17 protein-coding genes are annotated in these 18,769 nt (G+C 73.1%); 16 read left to right on the forward strand and 1 reads right to left on the reverse strand.

Translation table 11 applies throughout. The annotated features are described in order from the left end of the window. Positions 1 to 35: 35 nt before the first annotated feature. Positions 36 to 992 (reverse strand): 5-dehydro-2-deoxygluconokinase, encoded by a 957-nt coding sequence (iolC, locus tag ACZ79I_RS33305; protein ID WP_471502448.1) that lies wholly within the window; start codon positions 990 to 992, stop codon positions 36 to 38. 320 nt (positions 993 to 1,312) lie between these two features. Between iolC and ACZ79I_RS33310 the strand changes: the two genes are divergently transcribed. The 16 genes from ACZ79I_RS33310 (at position 1,313) to ACZ79I_RS33385 (ending at position 18,750) form a co-directional block, all read left to right on the forward strand. Continuing rightward, positions 1,313 to 2,335: a sugar ABC transporter substrate-binding protein gene (locus tag ACZ79I_RS33310; protein ID WP_471502450.1), complete on the forward strand. Its 1,023-nt coding sequence runs from the start codon at positions 1,313 to 1,315 to the stop codon at positions 2,333 to 2,335. After that, entirely contained in the window at positions 2,335 to 3,411 is a 1,077-nt protein-coding gene (locus ACZ79I_RS33315; RefSeq protein WP_471505357.1) for an ABC transporter permease, read from the forward strand. The genes ACZ79I_RS33310 and ACZ79I_RS33315 overlap by 1 nt, the downstream gene beginning before the upstream one ends. 6 nt (positions 3,412 to 3,417) lie before the next feature. Further along, positions 3,418 to 4,320 (forward strand): ATP-binding cassette domain-containing protein, encoded by a 903-nt coding sequence (locus ACZ79I_RS33320; RefSeq protein ID WP_471502452.1) that lies wholly within the window; start codon positions 3,418 to 3,420, stop codon positions 4,318 to 4,320. A gap of 1 nt (position 4,321) precedes the next feature. Further along, positions 4,322 to 5,224: a sugar phosphate isomerase/epimerase family protein gene (locus ACZ79I_RS33325; RefSeq protein WP_471502454.1), complete on the forward strand. Its 903-nt coding sequence runs from the start codon at positions 4,322 to 4,324 to the stop codon at positions 5,222 to 5,224. A gap of 24 nt (positions 5,225 to 5,248) precedes the next feature. Further along, complete coding sequence (locus ACZ79I_RS33330; protein ID WP_471502456.1) at positions 5,249 to 6,268, forward strand: Gfo/Idh/MocA family protein; 1,020 nt, start codon at positions 5,249 to 5,251, stop codon at positions 6,266 to 6,268. Between the two features lie 172 nt (positions 6,269 to 6,440). Next, positions 6,441 to 6,680 (forward strand): hypothetical protein, encoded by a 240-nt coding sequence (locus ACZ79I_RS33335; protein WP_471502458.1) that lies wholly within the window; start codon positions 6,441 to 6,443, stop codon positions 6,678 to 6,680. Then, positions 6,680 to 8,941 carry a heavy metal translocating P-type ATPase gene (locus ACZ79I_RS33340; protein WP_471502460.1) on the forward strand — a complete coding sequence of 754 codons (2,262 nt, stop codon included), beginning with the start codon at positions 6,680 to 6,682 and terminating at the stop codon, positions 8,939 to 8,941. Before ACZ79I_RS33335 ends, ACZ79I_RS33340 begins: the two co-directional genes overlap by 1 nt. Next, positions 8,938 to 9,459 carry a copper chaperone PCu(A)C gene (locus tag ACZ79I_RS33345; protein WP_471502462.1) on the forward strand — a complete coding sequence of 174 codons (522 nt, stop codon included), beginning with the start codon at positions 8,938 to 8,940 and terminating at the stop codon, positions 9,457 to 9,459. Before ACZ79I_RS33340 ends, ACZ79I_RS33345 begins: the two co-directional genes overlap by 4 nt. Before the next feature lie 173 nt (positions 9,460 to 9,632). Further along, entirely contained in the window at positions 9,633 to 10,316 is a 684-nt protein-coding gene (locus ACZ79I_RS33350; protein WP_471502464.1) for a hypothetical protein, read from the forward strand. A 174-nt stretch (positions 10,317 to 10,490) separates the two neighbouring features. Further along, positions 10,491 to 11,150: a sigma-70 family RNA polymerase sigma factor gene (locus ACZ79I_RS33355; protein WP_471502466.1), complete on the forward strand. Its 660-nt coding sequence runs from the start codon at positions 10,491 to 10,493 to the stop codon at positions 11,148 to 11,150. A 267-nt stretch (positions 11,151 to 11,417) separates the two neighbouring features. Then, on the forward strand, positions 11,418 to 12,497 hold the full coding sequence (locus tag ACZ79I_RS33360) for an ABC transporter substrate-binding protein (protein ID WP_471502468.1): 1,080 nt from the start codon (positions 11,418 to 11,420) through the stop codon (positions 12,495 to 12,497). Positions 12,498 to 12,505: 8 nt separating this feature from the next. Further along, on the forward strand, positions 12,506 to 13,576 hold the full coding sequence (locus tag ACZ79I_RS33365; protein ID WP_471505359.1) for a FecCD family ABC transporter permease: 1,071 nt from the start codon (positions 12,506 to 12,508) through the stop codon (positions 13,574 to 13,576). Then, a complete protein-coding gene (locus ACZ79I_RS33370; protein WP_471502470.1) occupies positions 13,573 to 14,370 on the forward strand; it encodes an ABC transporter ATP-binding protein in 798 nt (265 codons plus the stop codon). The genes ACZ79I_RS33365 and ACZ79I_RS33370 overlap by 4 nt, the downstream gene beginning before the upstream one ends. Before the next feature lie 469 nt (positions 14,371 to 14,839). After that, positions 14,840 to 16,249 carry an MFS transporter gene (locus ACZ79I_RS33375; protein ID WP_471502472.1) on the forward strand — a complete coding sequence of 470 codons (1,410 nt, stop codon included), beginning with the start codon at positions 14,840 to 14,842 and terminating at the stop codon, positions 16,247 to 16,249. 127 nt (positions 16,250 to 16,376) lie between these two features. Beyond that, positions 16,377 to 17,639 (forward strand): cytochrome P450 family protein, encoded by a 1,263-nt coding sequence (locus ACZ79I_RS33380; RefSeq protein WP_471502474.1) that lies wholly within the window; start codon positions 16,377 to 16,379, stop codon positions 17,637 to 17,639. 178 nt (positions 17,640 to 17,817) lie between these two features. Then, positions 17,818 to 18,750: an L-tyrosine/L-tryptophan isonitrile synthase family protein gene (locus tag ACZ79I_RS33385; RefSeq protein WP_471502476.1), complete on the forward strand. Its 933-nt coding sequence runs from the start codon at positions 17,818 to 17,820 to the stop codon at positions 18,748 to 18,750. Positions 18,751 to 18,769: the final 19 nt, after the last annotated feature.

Below are 18,769 nucleotides of genomic sequence, written 5' to 3' on the forward strand. Positions count from 1 at the left end.
GTCGGCCGCGGGCGGGGAGGGCCCCGGCGCGGCGGTCAGCCGCGGGCGAGGAGGCCGGCGACCTCGGGCTCGGTCGGCATCGCGGAGGAGCAGGCGAGCCGGGAGGCGACGAGCGCGCCCGCCGCGTTGGCGTACCGCACGGTCTTCTCCAGGGGCCAGCCGGACAGCAGCCCGTGGCAGAGCGAGCCGCCGAAGGCGTCCCCGGCGCCGAGCCCGTTCACCACCTCCACGGGCACGGGCGGCACCTCGGCCGCCGTACCGTCGCGGTGCACGGCGAGCACCCCCTTGGGGCCCTGCTTGACGACCGCCAGTTCCACCCCCGCGTCGAGCAGCGCCCGGGCGCAGGCCCACGGTTCGCGCACCCCGGTGGCGACCTCGCACTCGTCGAGGTTGCCGACGGCCACGGTGGCGTGGCGCAGCGCCTCGGCGTAGTGCGGCCGCGCCGCCCCGGGGTCCGCCCAGAACATGGGGCGCCAGTCGAGGTCGAAGACGGTGACGCCGGTCCTGTCCCGCGCCTTGAGGGCGGCGAGCGTGGCCGAGCGGCTGGGCTCCTCGCTCAGGCCGGTGCCGGTGATCCAGAAGATGCGCGCGGCGCGGATGGCGAAGAAGTCCAGCTCATCGGTGTGGATCTCGAGATCGGGCGCCTTGGGCCGGCGGTAGAAGTAGAGGGGGAAGTCGTCCGGCGGGAAGATCTCGCAGAAGGTGACCGGGGTCGGGTAGGCGTCCACCGGGGTGACGAACCGGTCGTCCACGCCGAACTCCCGCAGCGCCTGGTGCAGATAGGCGCCGAAGGGGTCGTTCCCGGTCCGGGTGATCACCGCGGTGCTCCGTCCGAGGCGCGCCGCCGCGACCGCGACGTTGGCCGCCGAGCCGCCGAGGAACTTCCCGAAGGATTCGACGCGCGCCAGCGGCACGCCCGTCTGCAGGGGGTATAGGTCGACTCCGATGCGTCCCATGGTGATCAGGTCGAAACGTCCGACGGGCTCAGGCATGCGCGTCGCTCCTCAGGCGGGGGGATGCGGGCGGCGGGCCGCCCGCACGGCGGGCATCCGGGCCCGGATGTCTCACAGGTGTAGGCCGCGGGACGACCCCCTGTCAAGACTTTGTACTTACATTCGGACCTGCTTCTGAAATGATGTCTTAACAAAGTATTGACAGCCGGGTGCGACAGGGGCTTGTATCCGGTCCCAGCGCAACCGCCGGTTCACCGGCACACGGCCCGGACCCCCGTGTCCGGGGCCCACGCGGGGCTCCCGGCCCGCGCCGCCCCATCCCGTTCCCTTCCCCGGTCGCACAGTGAGGTGCAGGACAGATGGACCGCACGTTTCAGCCCCGCCGTTCCCGCGGAGTCGCCCCACTCGTCGCGATAGCCGCGGCGTCCGCGCTGCTCGTCGCCGGCTGCTCCAGCAGCTCGGGCGGAAAGAAGGCGGACGAGGGCGGCTCCGGCGCCAGCGCCGGCAAGGCCGGCACTCCCCGTATGACGGTTGCGCTGGTCACCCACCAGGCGCCCGGCGACACCTTCTGGGACATCGTCCGCAAGGGAGCGGAGGCCGCCGCGGCGAAGGACAACATCAAGCTCGTCTACTCCAGCGACCCGAACGCGGGCAACCAGGCCAACTTCGTCCAGAACGCCGTCGACCAGAAGGTCGACGGCATCGCTATCACCCTCGCCAAGCCGGACGCCATGAAGGACGTGGTGGGCAAGGCGACGAAGGCGGGCATCCCGGTGGTCGGCCTGAACTCGGGCGTGAGCGACTGGAAGAAGCTGGGGCTGATGGAGTTCTTCGGGCAGGACGAGAGCGTGGCGGGGGAGGCGTTCGGAAAGCGGCTCAACGAACTCGGCGCCAAGAACACCGTCTGCGTGATCCAGGAACAGGGCAACATCGGACTCACCCAGCGCTGTGACGGCCTGAAGAAGACGTTCGGCGGCAAGACCCAGATCCTGTACGTCAACGGCACCGACATGCCGTCCGTGAAGTCGACGATCAGTGCCAAGCTCAAGCAGGACAGCTCCATCGACTACGTGGCCACGCTCGGCGCGCCGTACGCCCTGACCGCGGTGCAGTCGGTGTCCGACGCGGGCAGCAAGGCGAAGGTCGCCACCTTCGACCTCAACAAGGACCTGACCGCCGCCATCAAGAAGGGCGACATCCAGTTCGCCGTCGACCAGCAGCCCTATCTGCAGGGCTACCTCGCGATCGACTCCCTGTGGCTCTACAAGAACAACGGCAACTACAGCGGCGGCGGCGAGCAGCCGGTGCTGACCGGCCCGGCCTTCGTCGACAAGTCCAACGTCGACACCATCGCGGCCTTCGCCGCGAAGGGCACCAGGTGATCCCCATGACCCAGCAGGCTGCGCCGGCGGTGACCTCACCGCCGGCCTCCGGCCCCCGGGAGCGCGACGGGCGGACCGTGCGGCGCTCGCTCCCGCTGCGGCTGCTGGCCCGGCCCGAGGTCGGCGTCTTCCTCGGGGCCGTCGCGGTGTTCGTCTTCTTCTTCGCCATGGCGCCGGCGTTCCGCTCGGGCAGCGCGATGGCCACCGTCCTCTACCAGTCGTCCACCATCGGGATCATGGCGCTGCCCGTGGCCCTCCTGATGATCGGCGGCGAGTTCGACCTGTCGGCGGGCGTCGCCGTGATCACCTCGGCGCTCACCGCCAGCATGGTCAGCTACCAGCTCACCATGAACGTCTGGGTGGGTGTGGTCGTCGCGCTTGTGCTCTCGCTCGCCATCGGCGCCTTCAACGGCTGGATGATGGTGCGCACCGGTCTGCCCAGCTTCCTGGTCACCCTCGGCACCTTCCTCGGCCTGCAGGGCATCAACCTCGCGGTCACCAAGCTGATCACCCGCAACGTCGCCACCGACGACATCAGCGACATGGACGGCTTCGGCCAGGCCAAGGCGGTCTTCTCGTCGTCGTTCACCGTGGGCGGCGTGCAGTTCAAGGTCACGGTGCTGTGGTGGCTGGCCTTCGCGGCGCTGGCCACCTGGGTGCTGCTGCGCACCAGGTACGGCAACTGGGTCTTCGCCGTCGGCGGCAGCAAGGACAGCGCGCGGGCCGTCGGCGTACCCGTGAACTTCACCAAGATCTCGCTGTTCATGCTGGTCGGCTTCGGCGCCTGGTTCGTCGGCATGCACCAGCTGTTCGCCTTCAACACCGTGCAGTCCGGCGAGGGCGTCGGCCAGGAGCTCATCTACATCGCGGCGGCCGTCATCGGCGGCTGCCTGCTGACCGGCGGCTACGGCTCCGCGATCGGCCCGGTCTTCGGCGCCTTCATGTTCGGCATGGTGAGCCAGGGCATCGTCTACGCCGGCTGGAACCCCGACTGGTTCAAGGCGTTCCTCGGCGTGATGCTCCTCGGCGCCACCCTCATCAATCTGTGGGTCCGCCAGTCGGCGGCCCGGAGGTGATCACCCATGACCACCGCTGACCTCAGTGAGAACGACGGCGCCGCCGCCCCGTCCGACCCGGCCCCCGTCGTGGAGCTGCGCGGCGTGGGCAAGTCCTACGGCAACATCCGCGCCCTGCACGGCGTCGATCTCGCCGTCCACCCGGGCCGGGTCACCTGTGTCCTGGGCGACAACGGCGCCGGCAAGTCCACCCTGATCAAGATCATCTCCGGGCTGCACCAGCACACCGAGGGCGAGGTGCTCGTCGACGGCGAGCCGGTGCGCTTCACCACCCCGCGCGAGGCACTCGACCGCGGCATCGCCGCCGTCTACCAGGACCTGGCCACCGTCCCCCTCATGCCGGTGTGGCGCAACTTCTTCCTCGGCTCCGAGATGACCAAGGGGCCCTGGCCCGTCCGGCGCCTCGACATCGCCCGCATGAAGAAGACCGCGGACGGGGAACTGCGCAACATGGGCATCGTCCTCGACGACCTGGAACAGCCCGTCGGCACCCTCTCCGGCGGCCAGCGCCAGTGCGTCGCCATCGCCCGCGCCGTCTACTTCGGCGCCCGCGTCCTCATCCTGGACGAGCCCACCGCCGCGCTCGGCGTCAAGCAGTCCGGCGTCGTCCTCAAGTACATCGCCGCCGCCCGCGACCGCGGCCTCGGCGTCATCTTCATCACCCACAACCCCCACCACGCCTACATGGTCGGCGACCACTTCAGCGTCCTGCGCCTGGGCACCCTCGAACTGTCCGCCGCCCGCGACCGGATCGGCCTGGACGAGCTGACCAACCACATGGCCGGCGGTGCCGAACTCGCCGCCCTCAAGCACGAACTGGCACAGGTCCGCGGCGTCGACGTCGAGGGGCTCCCCGAGGAGAAGGACCTCCAGGCACCCGTGCCGGCGTCTCCCGAAGGGAACTCCTGACATGACCCCTGCCCTGGACCGCATCCGGGTCGGCTCGGCCCCGGACTCCTGGGGCGTCTGGTTCCCCGACGACCCGCAGCAGGTGCCCTGGGAACGCTTCCTGGACGAGGTCGCCGAGGCCGGCTACTCCTGGATCGAGCTCGGTCCGTACGGCTATCTGCCGACCGATCCGGCGCGGCTGACCGACGAGGTGGGCAGGCGGAACCTGAAGGTGTCCGCCGGTACCGTCTTCACCTCGCTGCACCGCGGACCGGCCGTGTGGGAGTCCACCTGGGAGCATGTGAGCCGGGTCGCCGCGCTCACCCGGGCCATGGGCGCCCGGCACCTGGTGGTCATCCCCTCCTTCTGGCGCGACGACAAGACCGCCGAGATCATCGAGCCGCCCGAGCTGACCGCGGAGCAGTGGACCCACCTCACCAAGGGCATGGAGCGGCTCGGCCACGAGGTCAGGGAGACCTACGGGCTGGACATCGTCGTCCACCCGCACGCCGACACCCACATCGACACCGAGGAGCACGTCGAGCGCTTCCTCGACGCCACCGACTCCGGCCTGGTCGGCCTCTGCCTGGACACCGGGCACTACGCCTACTGCGGCGGCGACAGCGTCAAGCTCATCGAGACCTACGGCGAGCGCATCGGCTACCTCCACCTCAAGCAGGTCGACCCGGAGATCCTCGCCGACGTCGTCCGGGGCGGGGTGCCCTTCGGGCCGGCCGTGCAGCGCGGTGTGATGTGCGAGCCCCCGGCCGGCGTTCCCGCCCTGGAGCCGGTCCTCGCCGCCGCCCAGGGCCTCGGCGTCGACCTGTTCGCCATCGTCGAGCAGGACATGTACCCCTGCCCGCCGGACCAGCCGCTGCCCATCGCCGTACGTACCCGGGCGTTCCTCCGCTCCTGCGGCGCCTGACCCCGGAAGGGACGACCACACAGCATGACTCAGCGTGGAACGCTCGGAGTCGCCGTCATCGGGACGGGCCGGATGGGCGCCGACCATGTGCGCCGCATCAGCCGGGTGACCAGCGGGGCACGGGTGGCCGCCGTCGTGGACGTCGACGCGGAACGGGCCAAGCGCGTCGCGGCCGGCGTCGAGGGCTGCACCGCCTACACCGAACCGGCCGCCGCGATGGCCGCCGACGACGTCGACGCCGTACTGATCGCCTCCCCGGGCCCCGCCCACGAGGCCGCCCTGCTCACGGCCTTCGAGCACGATCTGCCCGTGCTGTGCGAGAAGCCCCTCACCCCCGACGCGGCCTCGGCGCTCAGGGTCCTGGAGGCCGAGCGGAAACTGGGCCACCGGCGCGTCCAGGTCGGCTTCATGCGCCGCTACGACCCCGAGTACGTCGGGCTGAAGGCGCTGCTGGTCGGCGGTCGGCTGGGCCGGCCGCTCATGGTGCACAACCGCCACCGCAACGCGGCCAGCCCGCCCGGCTTCACCGACGCCATGCTCATCAACGACTCGGTCGTGCACGAGATGGACGTCACCCGCTGGCTGCTCGACCAGGAGATCACGGCGGTCACCGTGCTGCGTCCGGCGCCGTCCCCGAACGCCCCCGAGGGCCTGGCCGATCCGCAGTTCGTCGTCCTGGAGACCGAGGGCGGCGCACTCGCCGACGTCGAGATCTTCGTCAACTGCGGCTTCGGCTACCAGGTGCAGGCCGAGGTGGTCTGCGAGAGCGGCACCGCCCGCATCGGCGACGGACACGCCATGGTCACCACCATGGCCGGCCGCTGGGGCGGAACCGTCGCCCAGGACTTCGTGGAGCGCTTCGAGGAGGCGTACGACCGCGAGGTGCAGGCATGGGTCGACGCCACCCGGCGCGGCGAGGTCACCGGGCCGAGCGCCTGGGACGGCTACGCCGCGGCGGCCGTCTGCGAGGCGGGCGTCCGCGCCCAGTCGGAGGGCCGCCGTACGCGGGTCGACCTGATCGAACGTCCCGCGTTCTACGCCTGATCCGCCTGATCCGCCTGATCCGCCTGATCCCGCTGATTCGCCGGAGCACTGCGGGGCCCTGGTGACATGTGTCACAGGGCCGCTCCGGGAACTCGGCCCCCGTCCCGTCCGACTCCTGAAGCGGTACGGCTCGATCCGACCGACGCCGTACGAGGCGACCTGGAGACCCGGTATGGACGAGCCCCGACGAACCCCCTCCGGCGTGCCGGTGATGCTCCGGAGACTGGTGCCGCCGCCCGCGCTGGCCGGCTTCCTGCTGCTGCTGGCGCTCCTCTTCGCGGTGTCGTACGCCGTCGGTGCCGGCGCCGGCCCCGTGGCGCCCGGGATGCACGCCCCCAGTACCGGCGGAGACGTCGGCGACCATGGCGGCGACATGGGGGACATGGGGCACGGGCACGGGGGAGCCGGCTGATGGGCGGGGAGCCGGAGGCCGTCCTCGTGACCACCGACCTGACCGTCGGCGGGATGACCTGCGCGGCCTGTGTGACGCGCGTGGAGAAGAAGCTGGGCAGGCTGGACGGGGTCAGCGCCACCGTCAACCTGGCCACCGGGCTGGCCCGGGTGAGCCACCCCGCGAACCTGCGGCCCGAGGAACTGGTCGCGACGGTCGAGAAGGCCGGCTACACGGCCGCGCTTCCCGCACCTCCCCGGACCCGGGAGCGGCAGGACACCGACGGCGAGGCCCGCGATGACGCCCGGCGGGAGCGCGACCGGCTCCTGATCACGGCGCTGCTCGCGGTACCCGTGCTCGTGCTGTCGATGGTGCCGTCCCTGCAGTTCCGCAACTGGCAGTGGCTGTGCTTCGTGCTGGCCGCGCCGGTCGCCGTCTGGGGAGCCTGGCCCTTCCACGTGCGGGCGGTCCGGGGCCTGCGGCACTCGGCGGCGAGCATGGAGACACTGGTGTCGCTGGGCGTGGTCGCGTCCTTCTCCTGGTCGGCGTACGCGTTGTTCCTCGGCGGCGCGGGCGCGCCCGGGATGCGGATGCCGTTCAGCCTGCTCCCCTCCGCCTCCGACGGCGCCGCCCACGTGTACCTGGAGGCGGCCGTCAGCGTTCCGCTGTTCGTGCTGACCGGCCGCTTCCTGGAGGCACGGGCCCGGCGCGGCACCGGGGCGGCACTGCGGTCGCTGGCCCGGCTCGCCGCCAAGGAGGTGGCCGTCCGCGACGCCGGCGGGGAACGGCTCGTCCCGATCGAGCGGCTGGGCGTCGGCGAGGTCTTCGTCGTACGGCCCGGCGAGCGGGTGGCGACCGACGGCGAGGTGGTGAAGGGCAGCTCCGCCGTGGACCTGTCCCTGGTCACCGGGGAGAGCGAACCGGCCGAGGTCGGGCCGGGCTCGGCCGTGGTCGGCGGCGCCGTCAACGCGGGCGGCCTGCTGCTCGTACGGGCAACGGCCGTCGGCGCCGACACACAGCTCGCCCGGATCACCCGGCTGGTGACCGACGCGCAGGCCGGGAAGGCGAAGGCGCAGCGGCTCGCCGACTCGGTGGCCGGGGTGTTCGTCCCGGCGGTCCTGGCCCTGGCCGTCACCGCCCTCGGGTTCTGGCTGGGGGCCGGCGCCGACCCTCAGGCGGCCGTCACCGCGGCCGTGGCCGTCCTGGTCGTGGCGTGTCCGTGCGCGCTCGGGCTGGCGACGCCGACCGCGCTGCTGGCCGCCACCGGCCGCGGTGCCCAGCTCGGCGTCCTGGTGCGCGGCCCGCAGGCACTGGAGGGGCTGCAGCACATCGACACCGTCGTCCTCGACAAGACCGGCACGCTGACCTCGGGGCACATGACCGTCGCGCGGGTCACGCCCGTGCCCGGCGGGATCGGACGGGACGCCGCCCTGCGGCTGGCCGGGGCGGTCGAGCAGGGCTCGGAGCATCCGCTGGGCCGGGCGATCGCGGCCCATGCCCGGCGGGCGCGGCCCGAGCTGCCGCTGCCGGAGGTCAGCGGGTTCGGCGCGGTGCCGGGCCGGGGCGTCCGCGGCCGCGTCGAGGGCCGCCGCGTCGAGGTCGCCGCGCCGGACGGTGAGCTGCCCACGGCGCTGTCGGAGGCGCTGCCGGCGGCGGAGGCCGCCGCGCACACCACGGTCCTGGTGCGGGTGGACGGCGTGCCCGAGGCCCTGATCGAGGTCGGGGACGCCCTGCGGCCCGGCAGCTACCGTGCCGTGGACAGGCTGCGGCGCCTCGGTGTCCGGCCGGTGCTGGCCACCGGCGACCGGGAGGCACCCGCCAGGGCCGTCGCCGCGGCGCTCGGCATCGAGGAGGTGCACGCCCGCCGCACACCCGAGGACAAGGCCGCCCTCGTGCGCAGGCTGCGGGAGGACGGCCGCCGGGTCGCGGTCGTCGGCGACGGCGTGAACGACGCCGCGGCGCTGGCCGGGGCCGACCTCGGCATCGCCATGGGCAGCGGCACCGACGTGGCCATCGGCGCGGCCGACGTGACACTGGTGCGCGGCGACATCGAGGCGCTGGCGGACGCCGTGCTGCTCGCCCGGCGCGCGCTCGCCACGATCCGGACCAACCTGGTGTGGGCCTTCGGGTACAACGTCGTCACCGTGCCGCTCGCCCTGGTGGGACTGCTCAGCCCGATGCTCGCCGCCGCCGCGATGTCGGTCAGCTCGCTGCTGGTGGTCGGCAACAGCCTGCGGCTGCGCACCTGGCAGCCGTCGCCCGTCAGGAGGCGCACACGATGACCGGACAGCACCCCTGGCGCCCGTCCCGCCGCCGGCTCACCGACGCCCTGCTCGCCGCCCTCGCGCCCGTCGCCGTGTGCAGCGTCGCCCTGGGCGGCCTGACCACCTGGGTCGGCGCCGGTGAGGCGGGCAGCCCGGCCAGGATCGACGTCACGGCCGGCCGGGTCTTCCTGCCCTACGGGGACAGCACGGAGACCGCCGCGTTCTTCACCGTCTCCAACTCCGGCGGCGCGGACGACCGGCTGGTCGCCGTCACCTCGACGGCCGTCGGCGGGGACATCGCGCTCAGCGGCCACCGCATGACCCCGAGCGGGGCGGCCTACAAGGACCGGGTGGCCTCGGCCGCCGTCCCGGCAGGCGGCGAGTTGTCCATGGCTCCGCACGGCGTGGATGTGACGCTGCGGGCGGGATCCGGATGGCACACCGGCGACCTGGTGCCGTTCACGCTGCACTTCGAGCGCAGCGGCCGGATCAGGACGGTCGCCGTCGTGGTCCGCCCCGGCGAGCCCGGTTCGTGACGGCCGGTTCATGACGGCCGGTTCGTGACGGTCGGCTTGTGACGGTCGGCTTGTGACCGGGCCTCCGGCGGGGCGGTGACAGCGGGCGCCCTGACGGCCGCCGTGGGCGAATCCCGGCCGTTTCCGGACCCCGCGCACGACGCCCGGCGGGCGGGTGCGAGGATGAGAGCGCCATGAAAGCCGGGTGGTGTGCTCGCACGATTCGGGCCGCGATGTTCGCGGCCGTCTGCGTGCTGCTCGCCGCTCTGGGCCACGTCCTGATGTCGGGCAGCCATGTGCCCTGGTGGACACTGGCGGCCGGCCTCGGGATGACCGGCACCGTGGGCTGGGCCCTGGCCGGCCGTGAGCGCGGGCTACCGCTCGTCGTCTCCGTCGCGGTCGCCGCCCAGGCGGTGCTGCACTCGGCGTTCTCCCTCGGGCAGTCCGCGGACGCGGCCACGGGCACGGGCTCCATGCGCCACGACATGGGCGCGATGTCCATGGGCTCCATGGACATGGGCTCCACGGGGTCCCCGGGCTCCATGGACTCCATGGACATGGGCTCCCTGGGGTCCCTGGTCCACCTCGGGCACAGCATGGGCGGCTCGTCGTCGTCCGGCATGCTCGCCGCCCACCTGCTCGCCGCGCTGCTGTCGGGCCTGTGGCTGGCGTACGGGGAGCGGGCCGTGTTCCGCATCCTGAGGGCGGTCGCCGGATGGCTGGCCGCACCCCTGCGCCTGCTGCTCGCGCTGCCCGTGCCCGCCCACCGCCCGCGTCCGCGGGTACGGTGCCGCCGCGCCGCGCGGGCGCCGCGCCTTCTGCTCCTCGTCCACTCGATCATCTCCCGGGGTCCTCCCGCGGGGGCCGCTGTCGCCTGACGACAGCCGGCGTCCCGAGGCGGCCCCCTGTGCCCCTCGGGCCCGGCCGTACCCCCACACCCGCGGGACACCCGCGCGTGTCCCGTGCGGCCGGCTCCCCACTCACCGGGGTCGCGGACCCCCGCGCACTCGCGCCTGCCGGTCCGCACCCGGATGATCCGAGAAGGACACCAGGTGATCACCCCTGCCCTGCTCGCCCCGCGCGAGAACACCGAGAACACCGACAACGCGGAGAAGACCGGCGCATCCGAGAGAGCGGCGGCCGACGACTCGATCACCGCCTGGGCGCTCGCCGCCCGCGGCGGAGACCCTGACGCCGTGGAGCACTTCGTCCGCGCCCTGCACCGCGACGTCCAGCGCTATGTGGCCCACCTGTGCGGTGACCCCCAGGCCGTCGACGATCTGGCGCAGGACACGTTCCTGCGCGCGCTCGGCAGCCTGCACCGCTTCGAGGGCCGCTCCTCGGCCCGTGCCTGGCTGCTGTCCATCGCCCGCCGCGCGGTCATAGACAGCCACCGGTACGCGGCCGCCCGGCCACGGCTGTCCGACGTACCGGACTGGCAACTGGCCGTGGAGCGGGCCCAGCCCCACGGCCTGCCCGGCTTCGACGACGGCATCGCGCTGCTCGATCTGCTGGCCGCGCTGCCCGACGAACGACGGGAGGCGTTCGTCCTGACCCAGATGCTGGGCCTGCCGTACGCGGAGGCGGCCGAGCTGAGCGACTGCCCGGTGGGCACGGTGCGCTCCCGGGTGGCCCGCGCCCGGGCAAGCCTCATGGATCTGCTTGCGGAGGCGGAGGAACCGGATCAGGCGGTCGCCCTCGCGGCCGCCTGACGGCGCGGGTGCCTGACGGCGCGGCCGCCTGACGGCGGGGGCGCCGGCGGCCGCTCTCCCCACGGCTCTCTCGGCGCCCGCCCTCCCGGTGGGCGCCGGCGCCTCGGCCGCCGCGGGGAGAACCGGGCCCCGCGCTCGCCGGTTGACGTCCTGTCAGGTCACCGCGCCCAGTGCCCCGCGCACGGGAACCCTCGGCACCCTCGTCCCGACTACTGGTCGGGGTGACGGACGGTCACCCGCGAACCGAGTAGATCCTGGAGAGTTCCGATGCGTTCTCGTATGTGGAGCGGTACGACCGCCATAGCCCTGTTCGGCGTGCTCGCGGCGGGCTGCGGAGGCGGAGGGACCGGCACCGGGGACGACGGCGCGGGGAAGACCGGCACGTCCGCCTCCGGCGGATACCCCGTGACCGTCACCGACTGCATGGGCGCCGAGACCGCGTTCACCACCGCCCCGCGCAAGATCGTCACCAGCAACGCCTCCAGCCTGGAACTCCTGCTGCGGCTGGGCGCAGGCGACAAGGTCATCGGCACCGGCTTCCCGCCCGGCAAGGGCACGCTGCCCGGCGCGCTGGACGCGCAGGCGCAGAAGGTGGAGGTGCTCAGCCGGAGCGTGATTCCCAAGGAAAAGCTCCTCGGCTCGGGCGCGGACCTGTACATCGACACCTTCGCGTCCATGGGCGGCATGGGGGGCGGCGGCATGGGGGACGCGCCGACCGAGGCCGAGTTCAAGGCGGCCGGGATCAAGCACATCCACCTGAAGTCCACCGCCTGCGCGCCGACGGGCAAGAGCCCGGTCACCGACCTGTCCGGCGTCGAGGCCGACATCACCTCCCTCGGCGCGGTCACCGGAACCGGGGCCACGGCGAAGGAACTCGTCGCCGGCATGGAGAAGCAGGTCGCCGCCGTCCGCGAGGCGGTCGGTGACACGCCGCAGGGCGAGCGGCCGACGTACTTCTTCTTCGACTACGACGCCGGCACCAAGCAGCCCACCGTCGTCTGCAACCGGCAGATCGCCAACGCGGTGATCAGCCTGGCCGGCGCGCGCAACGTCTTCGCCGACTGCGACGGCGACCGCAAGCAGGTCGGCTGGGAGGACGTGATCGCCCGGAACCCGGACTGGATCCAGCTGGGCGTGCGCAACCGGGGCAGCGCGGCGGCGAACAAGAAGGCGTTCGACGAGGCGCAGAGGTGGCTGGAGACCAATGCGGCCACCAAGGGGCTGACGGCGGTGAAGAAGGGGCACCTGGTGCGCATCGGCTCGGAGCAGACCACCATCGCCGGGGTCGGGAACGCCGACACGGTCCGGAAGATCGCCGCGATCCTCTACCCCGGCAAGGTCAACTGATCGTGGTCCTGGCTCCGTTGCGGCGCGGCAGGGCGAAGAGGCACTCCGGGACGCGCGGCCTGCCCGCGGGGCCGTCGGCCCTGGTCCTGGGTGTGGCCCTGCTGGTGGCCCTCACGGCGGCGGTGTCCTGGGGATCCACGTCGATCCCGCCGGGCGACGTGTGGGGCGTGGTGGGGCGGCGGCTGTCCGGCGAGGCCCCACGGCCGGGCACCGACGACCTGATCGTCTGGCAACTGCGCGTCCCCCGCGCCCTGCTGGCGGCACTCGTCGGCGCGGGGCTCGGCGTCGTCGGCACGGCCGTACAGGCTCTCGTCCGCAACCCGCTGGCCGACCCGTACCTGCTGGGCATCTCCAGCGGCGCCTCACTCGCCGCCGTCGCCGCGCTCGTGCTCGGCCTCGGCGCGGGCGGGGCGCTGGGTCTGGGCCTTTCCGGGGCGGCGTTCGCGGGAGCGCTGGGCACGTTCGCGCTGGTGTGGGCCGTGGCCCGGCGCGGCGGGGGATTCGCGCCGCTGCGGCTGGTACTGGCCGGCGTGGCGATCGGGCAGTTCCTGTCCGGCTTCACCAGCTACCTCGTGCTCCAGGCCGGGGACGAGCAGCAGACCCACAGCGTGCTGTTCTGGCTCATGGGAAGCCTGAGCGGGGCGAGCTGGCAGCTGCTGGCCGTGCCGGCGGCCGCCGTTCCGGTCGCCCTGCTGTGGCTGCAGGCACGCGCCCGGGCGATGAACGCCCTGCTGATGGGTGACGAGACGGCGGCCGGGCTCGGCATCGACGTGACCCGGCTGCGCCGCGAACTGTTCACCGTGACCAGTGTGCTCACCGGCGTCCTGGTCGCCGTGTCGGGTGCGATCGCCTTCGTCGCCCTGATGGTGCCGCACGTCTGCCGCCTGGTCGTCGGCGGGGACCACCGCCGGCTGCTGCCCCTTTCCGCGCTGTCGGGGGCGGTACTGCTGGTCGTGGTCGACATCGTCTGCCGTACCGCCCTGGACACACAGGAGTTGCCGGTCGGCGTCGTCACCTCGCTCGTGGGGGCGCCGGCCCTGCTGTATCTGCTGGACCGGCGTCTGGAGAGCGGCCGTTGAGGATCGACATCGAGGACCTGCACGTCGCCTACGCCGGCCGCACGGTGGTGGCCGGTGCCCATCTGGTGGCGGCCGAGGGCGAGATCACCGGCCTGGTCGGCCCCAACGGCAGCGGCAAGTCCACCCTCCTGCGCACCGTCTACCGCCACCTCAGGCCCAGCGCGGGGCGGGTGCTGCTGGACGGCGCCGACCTGCGCGCTCTGAGCCCCACCGAGGCGGCCCGGCACGTGGCGGCGCTGCCGCAGGAGCGGGGCGGTGACTTCGAGTTGACCGTACGGGAGGTCGTCGCCATGGGACGTACGCCCTACAAGCGGGCGTTCGCGGGCGAGGACGACGCCGACCGGGACATCGTCGCCCGTGCCCTGGCCGACGTCGGCATGGACCGGCACGCCGGGCGGCGGTTCACGGCCCTGTCCGGCGGCGAACGCCAACGCGTCCTGCTGGCCCGCGCGTTCGCCCAGGACCCGGACGTCCTGGTGCTGGACGAGCCGACCAACCATCTCGACATCCGCCACCAGGTCGAGCTGCTCGCCCTGCTGCGCGCCAGGCGCCGTACGACGCTGGTGTCGCTGCACGACCTCAACGCCGCCGCCTCGGTGTGCGACCGGCTGCACGTCCTGCACGCCGGGACAGTGGTGGCCTCCGGCCCGCCGCGCGAGGTCCTCACGCCCGCGCTGGTGGCCGAGGTGTTCGGCGTACGGGCGACGGTGGTCGACCACCCCTTGACCGGTGACCCGCTGATCGCCTTCGACCACCAGGGCCCGGCCGGCACGGGGACGGCGGGGGACACTTGACGCCCTCACCTGCGTAAACGCAGGTGATTCCGGTCAGCACCGCTATGCGGTGCTCCCTCGGGTTCCTGCTTCACGGGCCTCTGCCACCCGAAGGTGGTCTTACCGGGCCTCCACAGGCCTGACTTCCCGCCCGTCCGGCGGTAGGTCCGCCAACTACGTTGTCGGACAAGGCGACTTTAGCAGTGGTGCTGCGGCCCTACGGGCCGCTGAGGCGAGGATGCCCTACACCTCCACCCTGAAGGGTGGAGCACTGGGCAAGTGTGCGGTAGCCGCACACCGGCGGATGACGAAGGGCCGTGCGGGACCCCGTGGAAGGGGCCCGCCCGGCCCTTTCCCGCACCACGGCACCGGCGGCGCGACGACTTTGACGTGGAGTCTGGGGCGTCCGGGAACTCACCCCCGGCGCCTGACGACTTGTGGGACGAGGCTGCCGACCGGCAGCCCGGCCGCGATGATGAGGGGCAGAAGGGTGACACACCACGGTCCCGGTTCGGAACCGCCCGGCCACATATCCGTCGGCGAGGACAGACCGCTGCTGGTGGCCGTCGCGGGCCTGCTGTCGTTCGTGGCGATGCTCGACATGAACATCGTGAACGTGGCCCTGGCGGACATCGCCGATGGTCTGCACGTGTCCGCCGCCACCGCCCAGTGGGCGGTGCTGGCCTATCAACTACCGGTCGTGGCCCTGCTGCTGCCCGTCGGCCGGTGGCTGGACGGCGTGGGGATGCGTTCCGCCGTACTGGTCTCGACCGCCGGCTTCGCACTGAGCAGCGCGCTGGCCGCCGCAGCTCCCTGGGCGGCCTGGCTGATCGCCGTCCGCCTGGTGCAGGGCGCGTTCGGGGCGGTGCTGTTCGTGCTGATGCCGGTCCTCGCGATCCGCTCGGTGCGGCCGGAGCGGCGCGCCCGGGCCTTGAGCGTGCCCGCGACCCTGGGGCCACTGGGCGCGGTGACCGGACCGGCCGTGGGCGGCCTGCTGCTCGACCACTGGGGCTGGCACTCCGTGTTCCTCGTCAAGATCCCGTTCTGTGTGCTCGCCCTGATCGTGGCCTGGCGGGCGATGCCACGGGACGGCGGGCTGAAATGGCCCGACCGGCGGGCTGCGGCGGACGCCCTGCTCGTGTCCTCGGGCACGGCGGTCGTGCTGCTGGCGCTGACCCTGGCGTCCGACGGCACACCGTGGCTGGTGCTCGCGCTCGCCGCGGTCCCGCCGCTGTGGTGGTGGCTGCGCGGACCGGGCGGTCGCCCGGTGACCGAGACCATGCGGGTCCCGGGACTGCTCCGGGCACACGGGTCGGTGCTCGCCCTCGCGGCCGGATTCGCCGCCATGCGGTACGTGGTCGCCCTGTACCTGCAGCGCGACGGCGGGTTCAGCGCCACCACGACCGGCCTGGCCCTCCTCGCCTTCCCGCTGGGCATGGTCCTGGCCGGGCCCCTCGGCGGGCGCCTCGCCGACCGGTACGGTGCCCGGCCGGTCGCGGCCGCCGGCGCCGCGCTCACCGCGGTCGGCCTCCTGCTGCTCGTCCCTTCGACGGCCGGCTGGTCGGCGACGGACGTGGCCTGGCGGCTGGCTCTGGCGGGCCTCGGCATGGGCCTGAACGGCGGGCCGACGCAAGCCCTGGTCATGACCACCGCCCCGCGTGACCGGACCGCGACCGTCGGGTCGACCGTCCAGCTCGCCCGCAACCTCGGCTTCACCCTCGGCCCCGCCCTGGCCACCGTCGCCCTGGGACCGACCGGTTCCGGCGCCGGCGTCCACGCAGGGCTCGCCCTGGCCGCCTGCGCGGCCGGTCTCGCCGTACCCCTGCTCGCCCTGCCCGGACGCCGGCCCGGCCCGGCGTCGGAGAAGACCATCGACACGGCGCCCGCCGTGCACCCCTGACGAGACGCCACCCTTACGCCGTCCGCGACGACCGGGCCGCCGCCTTCGCTTCCGAGGACTCGTCGGCCCCCTTCCCGTGGCCGGAACACCACCAGTCCGCCTCCCGCACTCTGAGGAGCCGTTCCGCATGACCCTCCACGAACCCGTGCCCGCCCCCGATCCTGACACCCTGCCGGACCCGGTCCCGCTCATCGGCTGCCCGTACAAGAGCAACCCCTACCCCCTCTACGAACGGATGCGCGAGGACGGTCCGGTCCACCGCGTCCTCTTCCCGAGCGGGGTGACCGCCTGGCTCGTCACGGGCTACGACGCGGCGCACGCCGCCCTCAACGACGAGCGGCTCGGCAAGAACCACGACCGGGGCAACGACCGCTGGCGCGCCCGCGCCTCGATCATGCCCGAACCCCAGCACTCCCAGCTCCAGGTCCACCTGCTGCACCAGGACCCGCCGCGCCACACCCGTATGCGGCGGTTCGTGACCGACGCCTTCACCCCCCGCCGGGTCGAGAGTCTGCGGCCCCGCTTCCAGGAACTGGCCGACAGCCTCGTCGACGCCCTGCCCGAGACCGGTCCCGCCGACCTCGTCGCCGGCTTCGCTGCCCTCTTCCCCTTCCAGGTGCTCGCCGAGGTCATCGGCCTGCCTGCCGAACTGGCCGTGCGCTTCGACCGGGACTGGGGCAAGGTCGTCCAGCCGGTCGGTCCCACCGACCCGGGACGGGCGCGGTACGAGGCACGGCTGCACGGACTGCAGAGCTACATAGCCGAGGTCGTGGCCCACAAACGCGCACACTGGGACGACGACCTGCTCAGTCGTCTCGTCACGGCCCGCGACCGCCGCGAACTGTCCCAGGAGGAGCTGGACTCGATGGTCTTCCAGCTCCTCGTCGCGGGCCAGGAACCGGTCACCAACCAGATCACCACCGCGCTGATCGCCCTGTTCCGGCACCCCGACCAGCTCGCCCGGCTGCGCGCCGAGCCCGGTCTGCTGCCGCGCGCGGTGGAGGAACTCCTGCGGTACGACGGCGCCTTCGAGCTCACCACCTGGCGCTTCTTCGACCAGGACAGCGACCTGTACGGCACCGAGGTTCCGGCGGGCGACTCCGTGATCGTCTCCCTGTCCGCCGCCAACCGGGACCCACGCCGCTTCCCCGGCCCGGACACCCTCGACCTCGAGCGCAGCCCCAACCCCCACCTGGCCTTCGGGCACGGCATCCACTTCTGCCCCGGGGCCGCCCTCGCGCGCGCCGAACTCGACGTCGCCCTCGGCACGCTGCTGGCGCGGCTGCCCGGCCTCCGCCTCGCCATCAGGGACGAGGACATCGAGTGGGTCCCGGCGGTCCTCGGCCGCGGCGCCGGCCGCCTCCCCGTCGGCTACGACCGGCGCCTCTGACCGGAGCCACCAGGCCGGCCGCCACGCCCGGCCGCCGCGCCCCGGCAGCGCCCCGCCCTCGAAGCGCCCCAGCCGAACCGACCCACCCCGAACCGGCCGACCGCGCCCGGCCCACCGCCGCGGCGTCATCCCGTCATGCCCTCAAGTCCCCACACCCCCTGTTTCCCGGAGGAACGACATGCCCTCGACGACCGCCCCGCACGACCTCCCCACGAGTGCCGGCGTCTCGATCCTGAACCTGCTGCTGCCCCACCACCGCACCACCGGACCCGCCCCCGCCTCCGCCGAGGCCTTCCCCCACCAACTGCGCAGGATCGACGACTTCGTGCGCGAGGGCCGGCCCGTCGTCTTCGCCCTGCCCGGTTTCCCCTGCAAGTCGCCCAACCCGGCCAAGGTCCTCGGCACCCTCCCCGACCAGGGCGAACGTCTCTCCCTCGGCTTCCTGAACAGCCTGTGCGAGGAGATCGCCGGGATATACGCGCCCGGCGCCCGCGTCATCGTCTGCTCCGACGGCCATGTCTTCGGCGACATCATCAACGTCCCCGACGCCGACATCGACGCCTACTCCGACGGCCTGCGAAGAATGATCGCCGAGGAGAACCTGGAGCACCTGTCCGTCTTCGACCTGCGCGACGTCCTCGGCGACATCCCGCACGACGCGAAGCGCGCCCACATCCACGACCGCCACGCGCCCGCCCTGGACGTGCTGCGGGAAGAAGTCCGCACAGGCGGCCAGCCCCTCGACCTCTACCGCGGCATCACCCGCTTCCTCGTCGAGGACACCGCCGGGTTCACCGGGACCCGCTCCGCCCTGCAACGCGAGTGCAGGCAGCGCGCCTACGGCGTCATCCAGCGCAGCCGCGCCTGGGGCGACGTGGTCGCCGAACACCATCCCCACGCAGTCCGCCTGTCGATCCACCCCCAGCCCCTCGGCTCGCCCAAGTTCGGCATCCGCCTCCTGGACGCGCCCGACGCCTGGACCACCCCGTGGCACTCGGCGGCCCTGCGCCGAACCGACGGCACCTGGACCCTCATGCCCCGCCACCAGGCGGCACGCCTCGGCCGTGAGGTCGAGCGGGACGGCAGGCCGAGCCACTTCGAGCAGGACTGACCACCCCGCGGGCGCGGTT

Source organism: Streptomyces sp. PSU-S4-23 (assembly GCF_055632315.1).

Bases quoted from the DNA above. Each gene is read 5' to 3' on its own strand.
- ACZ79I_RS33350 (WP_471502464.1), top strand. From the start codon at position 9,633: ATGAAAGCCGGGTGGTGTGCTCGCACGATTCGGGCCGCGATGTTCGCG.
- ACZ79I_RS33310 (WP_471502450.1), top strand. From the start codon at position 1,313: ATGGACCGCACGTTTCAGCCCCGCCGTTCCCGCGGAGTCGCCCCACTC.
- ACZ79I_RS33340 (WP_471502460.1), top strand. From the start codon at position 6,680: ATGGGCGGGGAGCCGGAGGCCGTCCTCGTGACCACCGACCTGACCGTC.
- ACZ79I_RS33320 (WP_471502452.1), top strand. From the start codon at position 3,418: ATGACCACCGCTGACCTCAGTGAGAACGACGGCGCCGCCGCCCCGTCC.
- ACZ79I_RS33380 (WP_471502474.1), top strand. From the start codon at position 16,377: ATGACCCTCCACGAACCCGTGCCCGCCCCCGATCCTGACACCCTGCCG.
- ACZ79I_RS33335 (WP_471502458.1), top strand. From the start codon at position 6,441: ATGGACGAGCCCCGACGAACCCCCTCCGGCGTGCCGGTGATGCTCCGG.
- ACZ79I_RS33345 (WP_471502462.1), top strand. From the start codon at position 8,938: ATGACCGGACAGCACCCCTGGCGCCCGTCCCGCCGCCGGCTCACCGAC.
- ACZ79I_RS33360 (WP_471502468.1), top strand. From the start codon at position 11,418: ATGCGTTCTCGTATGTGGAGCGGTACGACCGCCATAGCCCTGTTCGGC.
- iolC (WP_471502448.1), bottom strand. From the start codon at position 992: ATGCCTGAGCCCGTCGGACGTTTCGACCTGATCACCATGGGACGCATC.
- ACZ79I_RS33385 (WP_471502476.1), top strand. From the start codon at position 17,818: ATGCCCTCGACGACCGCCCCGCACGACCTCCCCACGAGTGCCGGCGTC.
- ACZ79I_RS33325 (WP_471502454.1), top strand. From the start codon at position 4,322: ATGACCCCTGCCCTGGACCGCATCCGGGTCGGCTCGGCCCCGGACTCC.
- ACZ79I_RS33330 (WP_471502456.1), top strand. From the start codon at position 5,249: ATGACTCAGCGTGGAACGCTCGGAGTCGCCGTCATCGGGACGGGCCGG.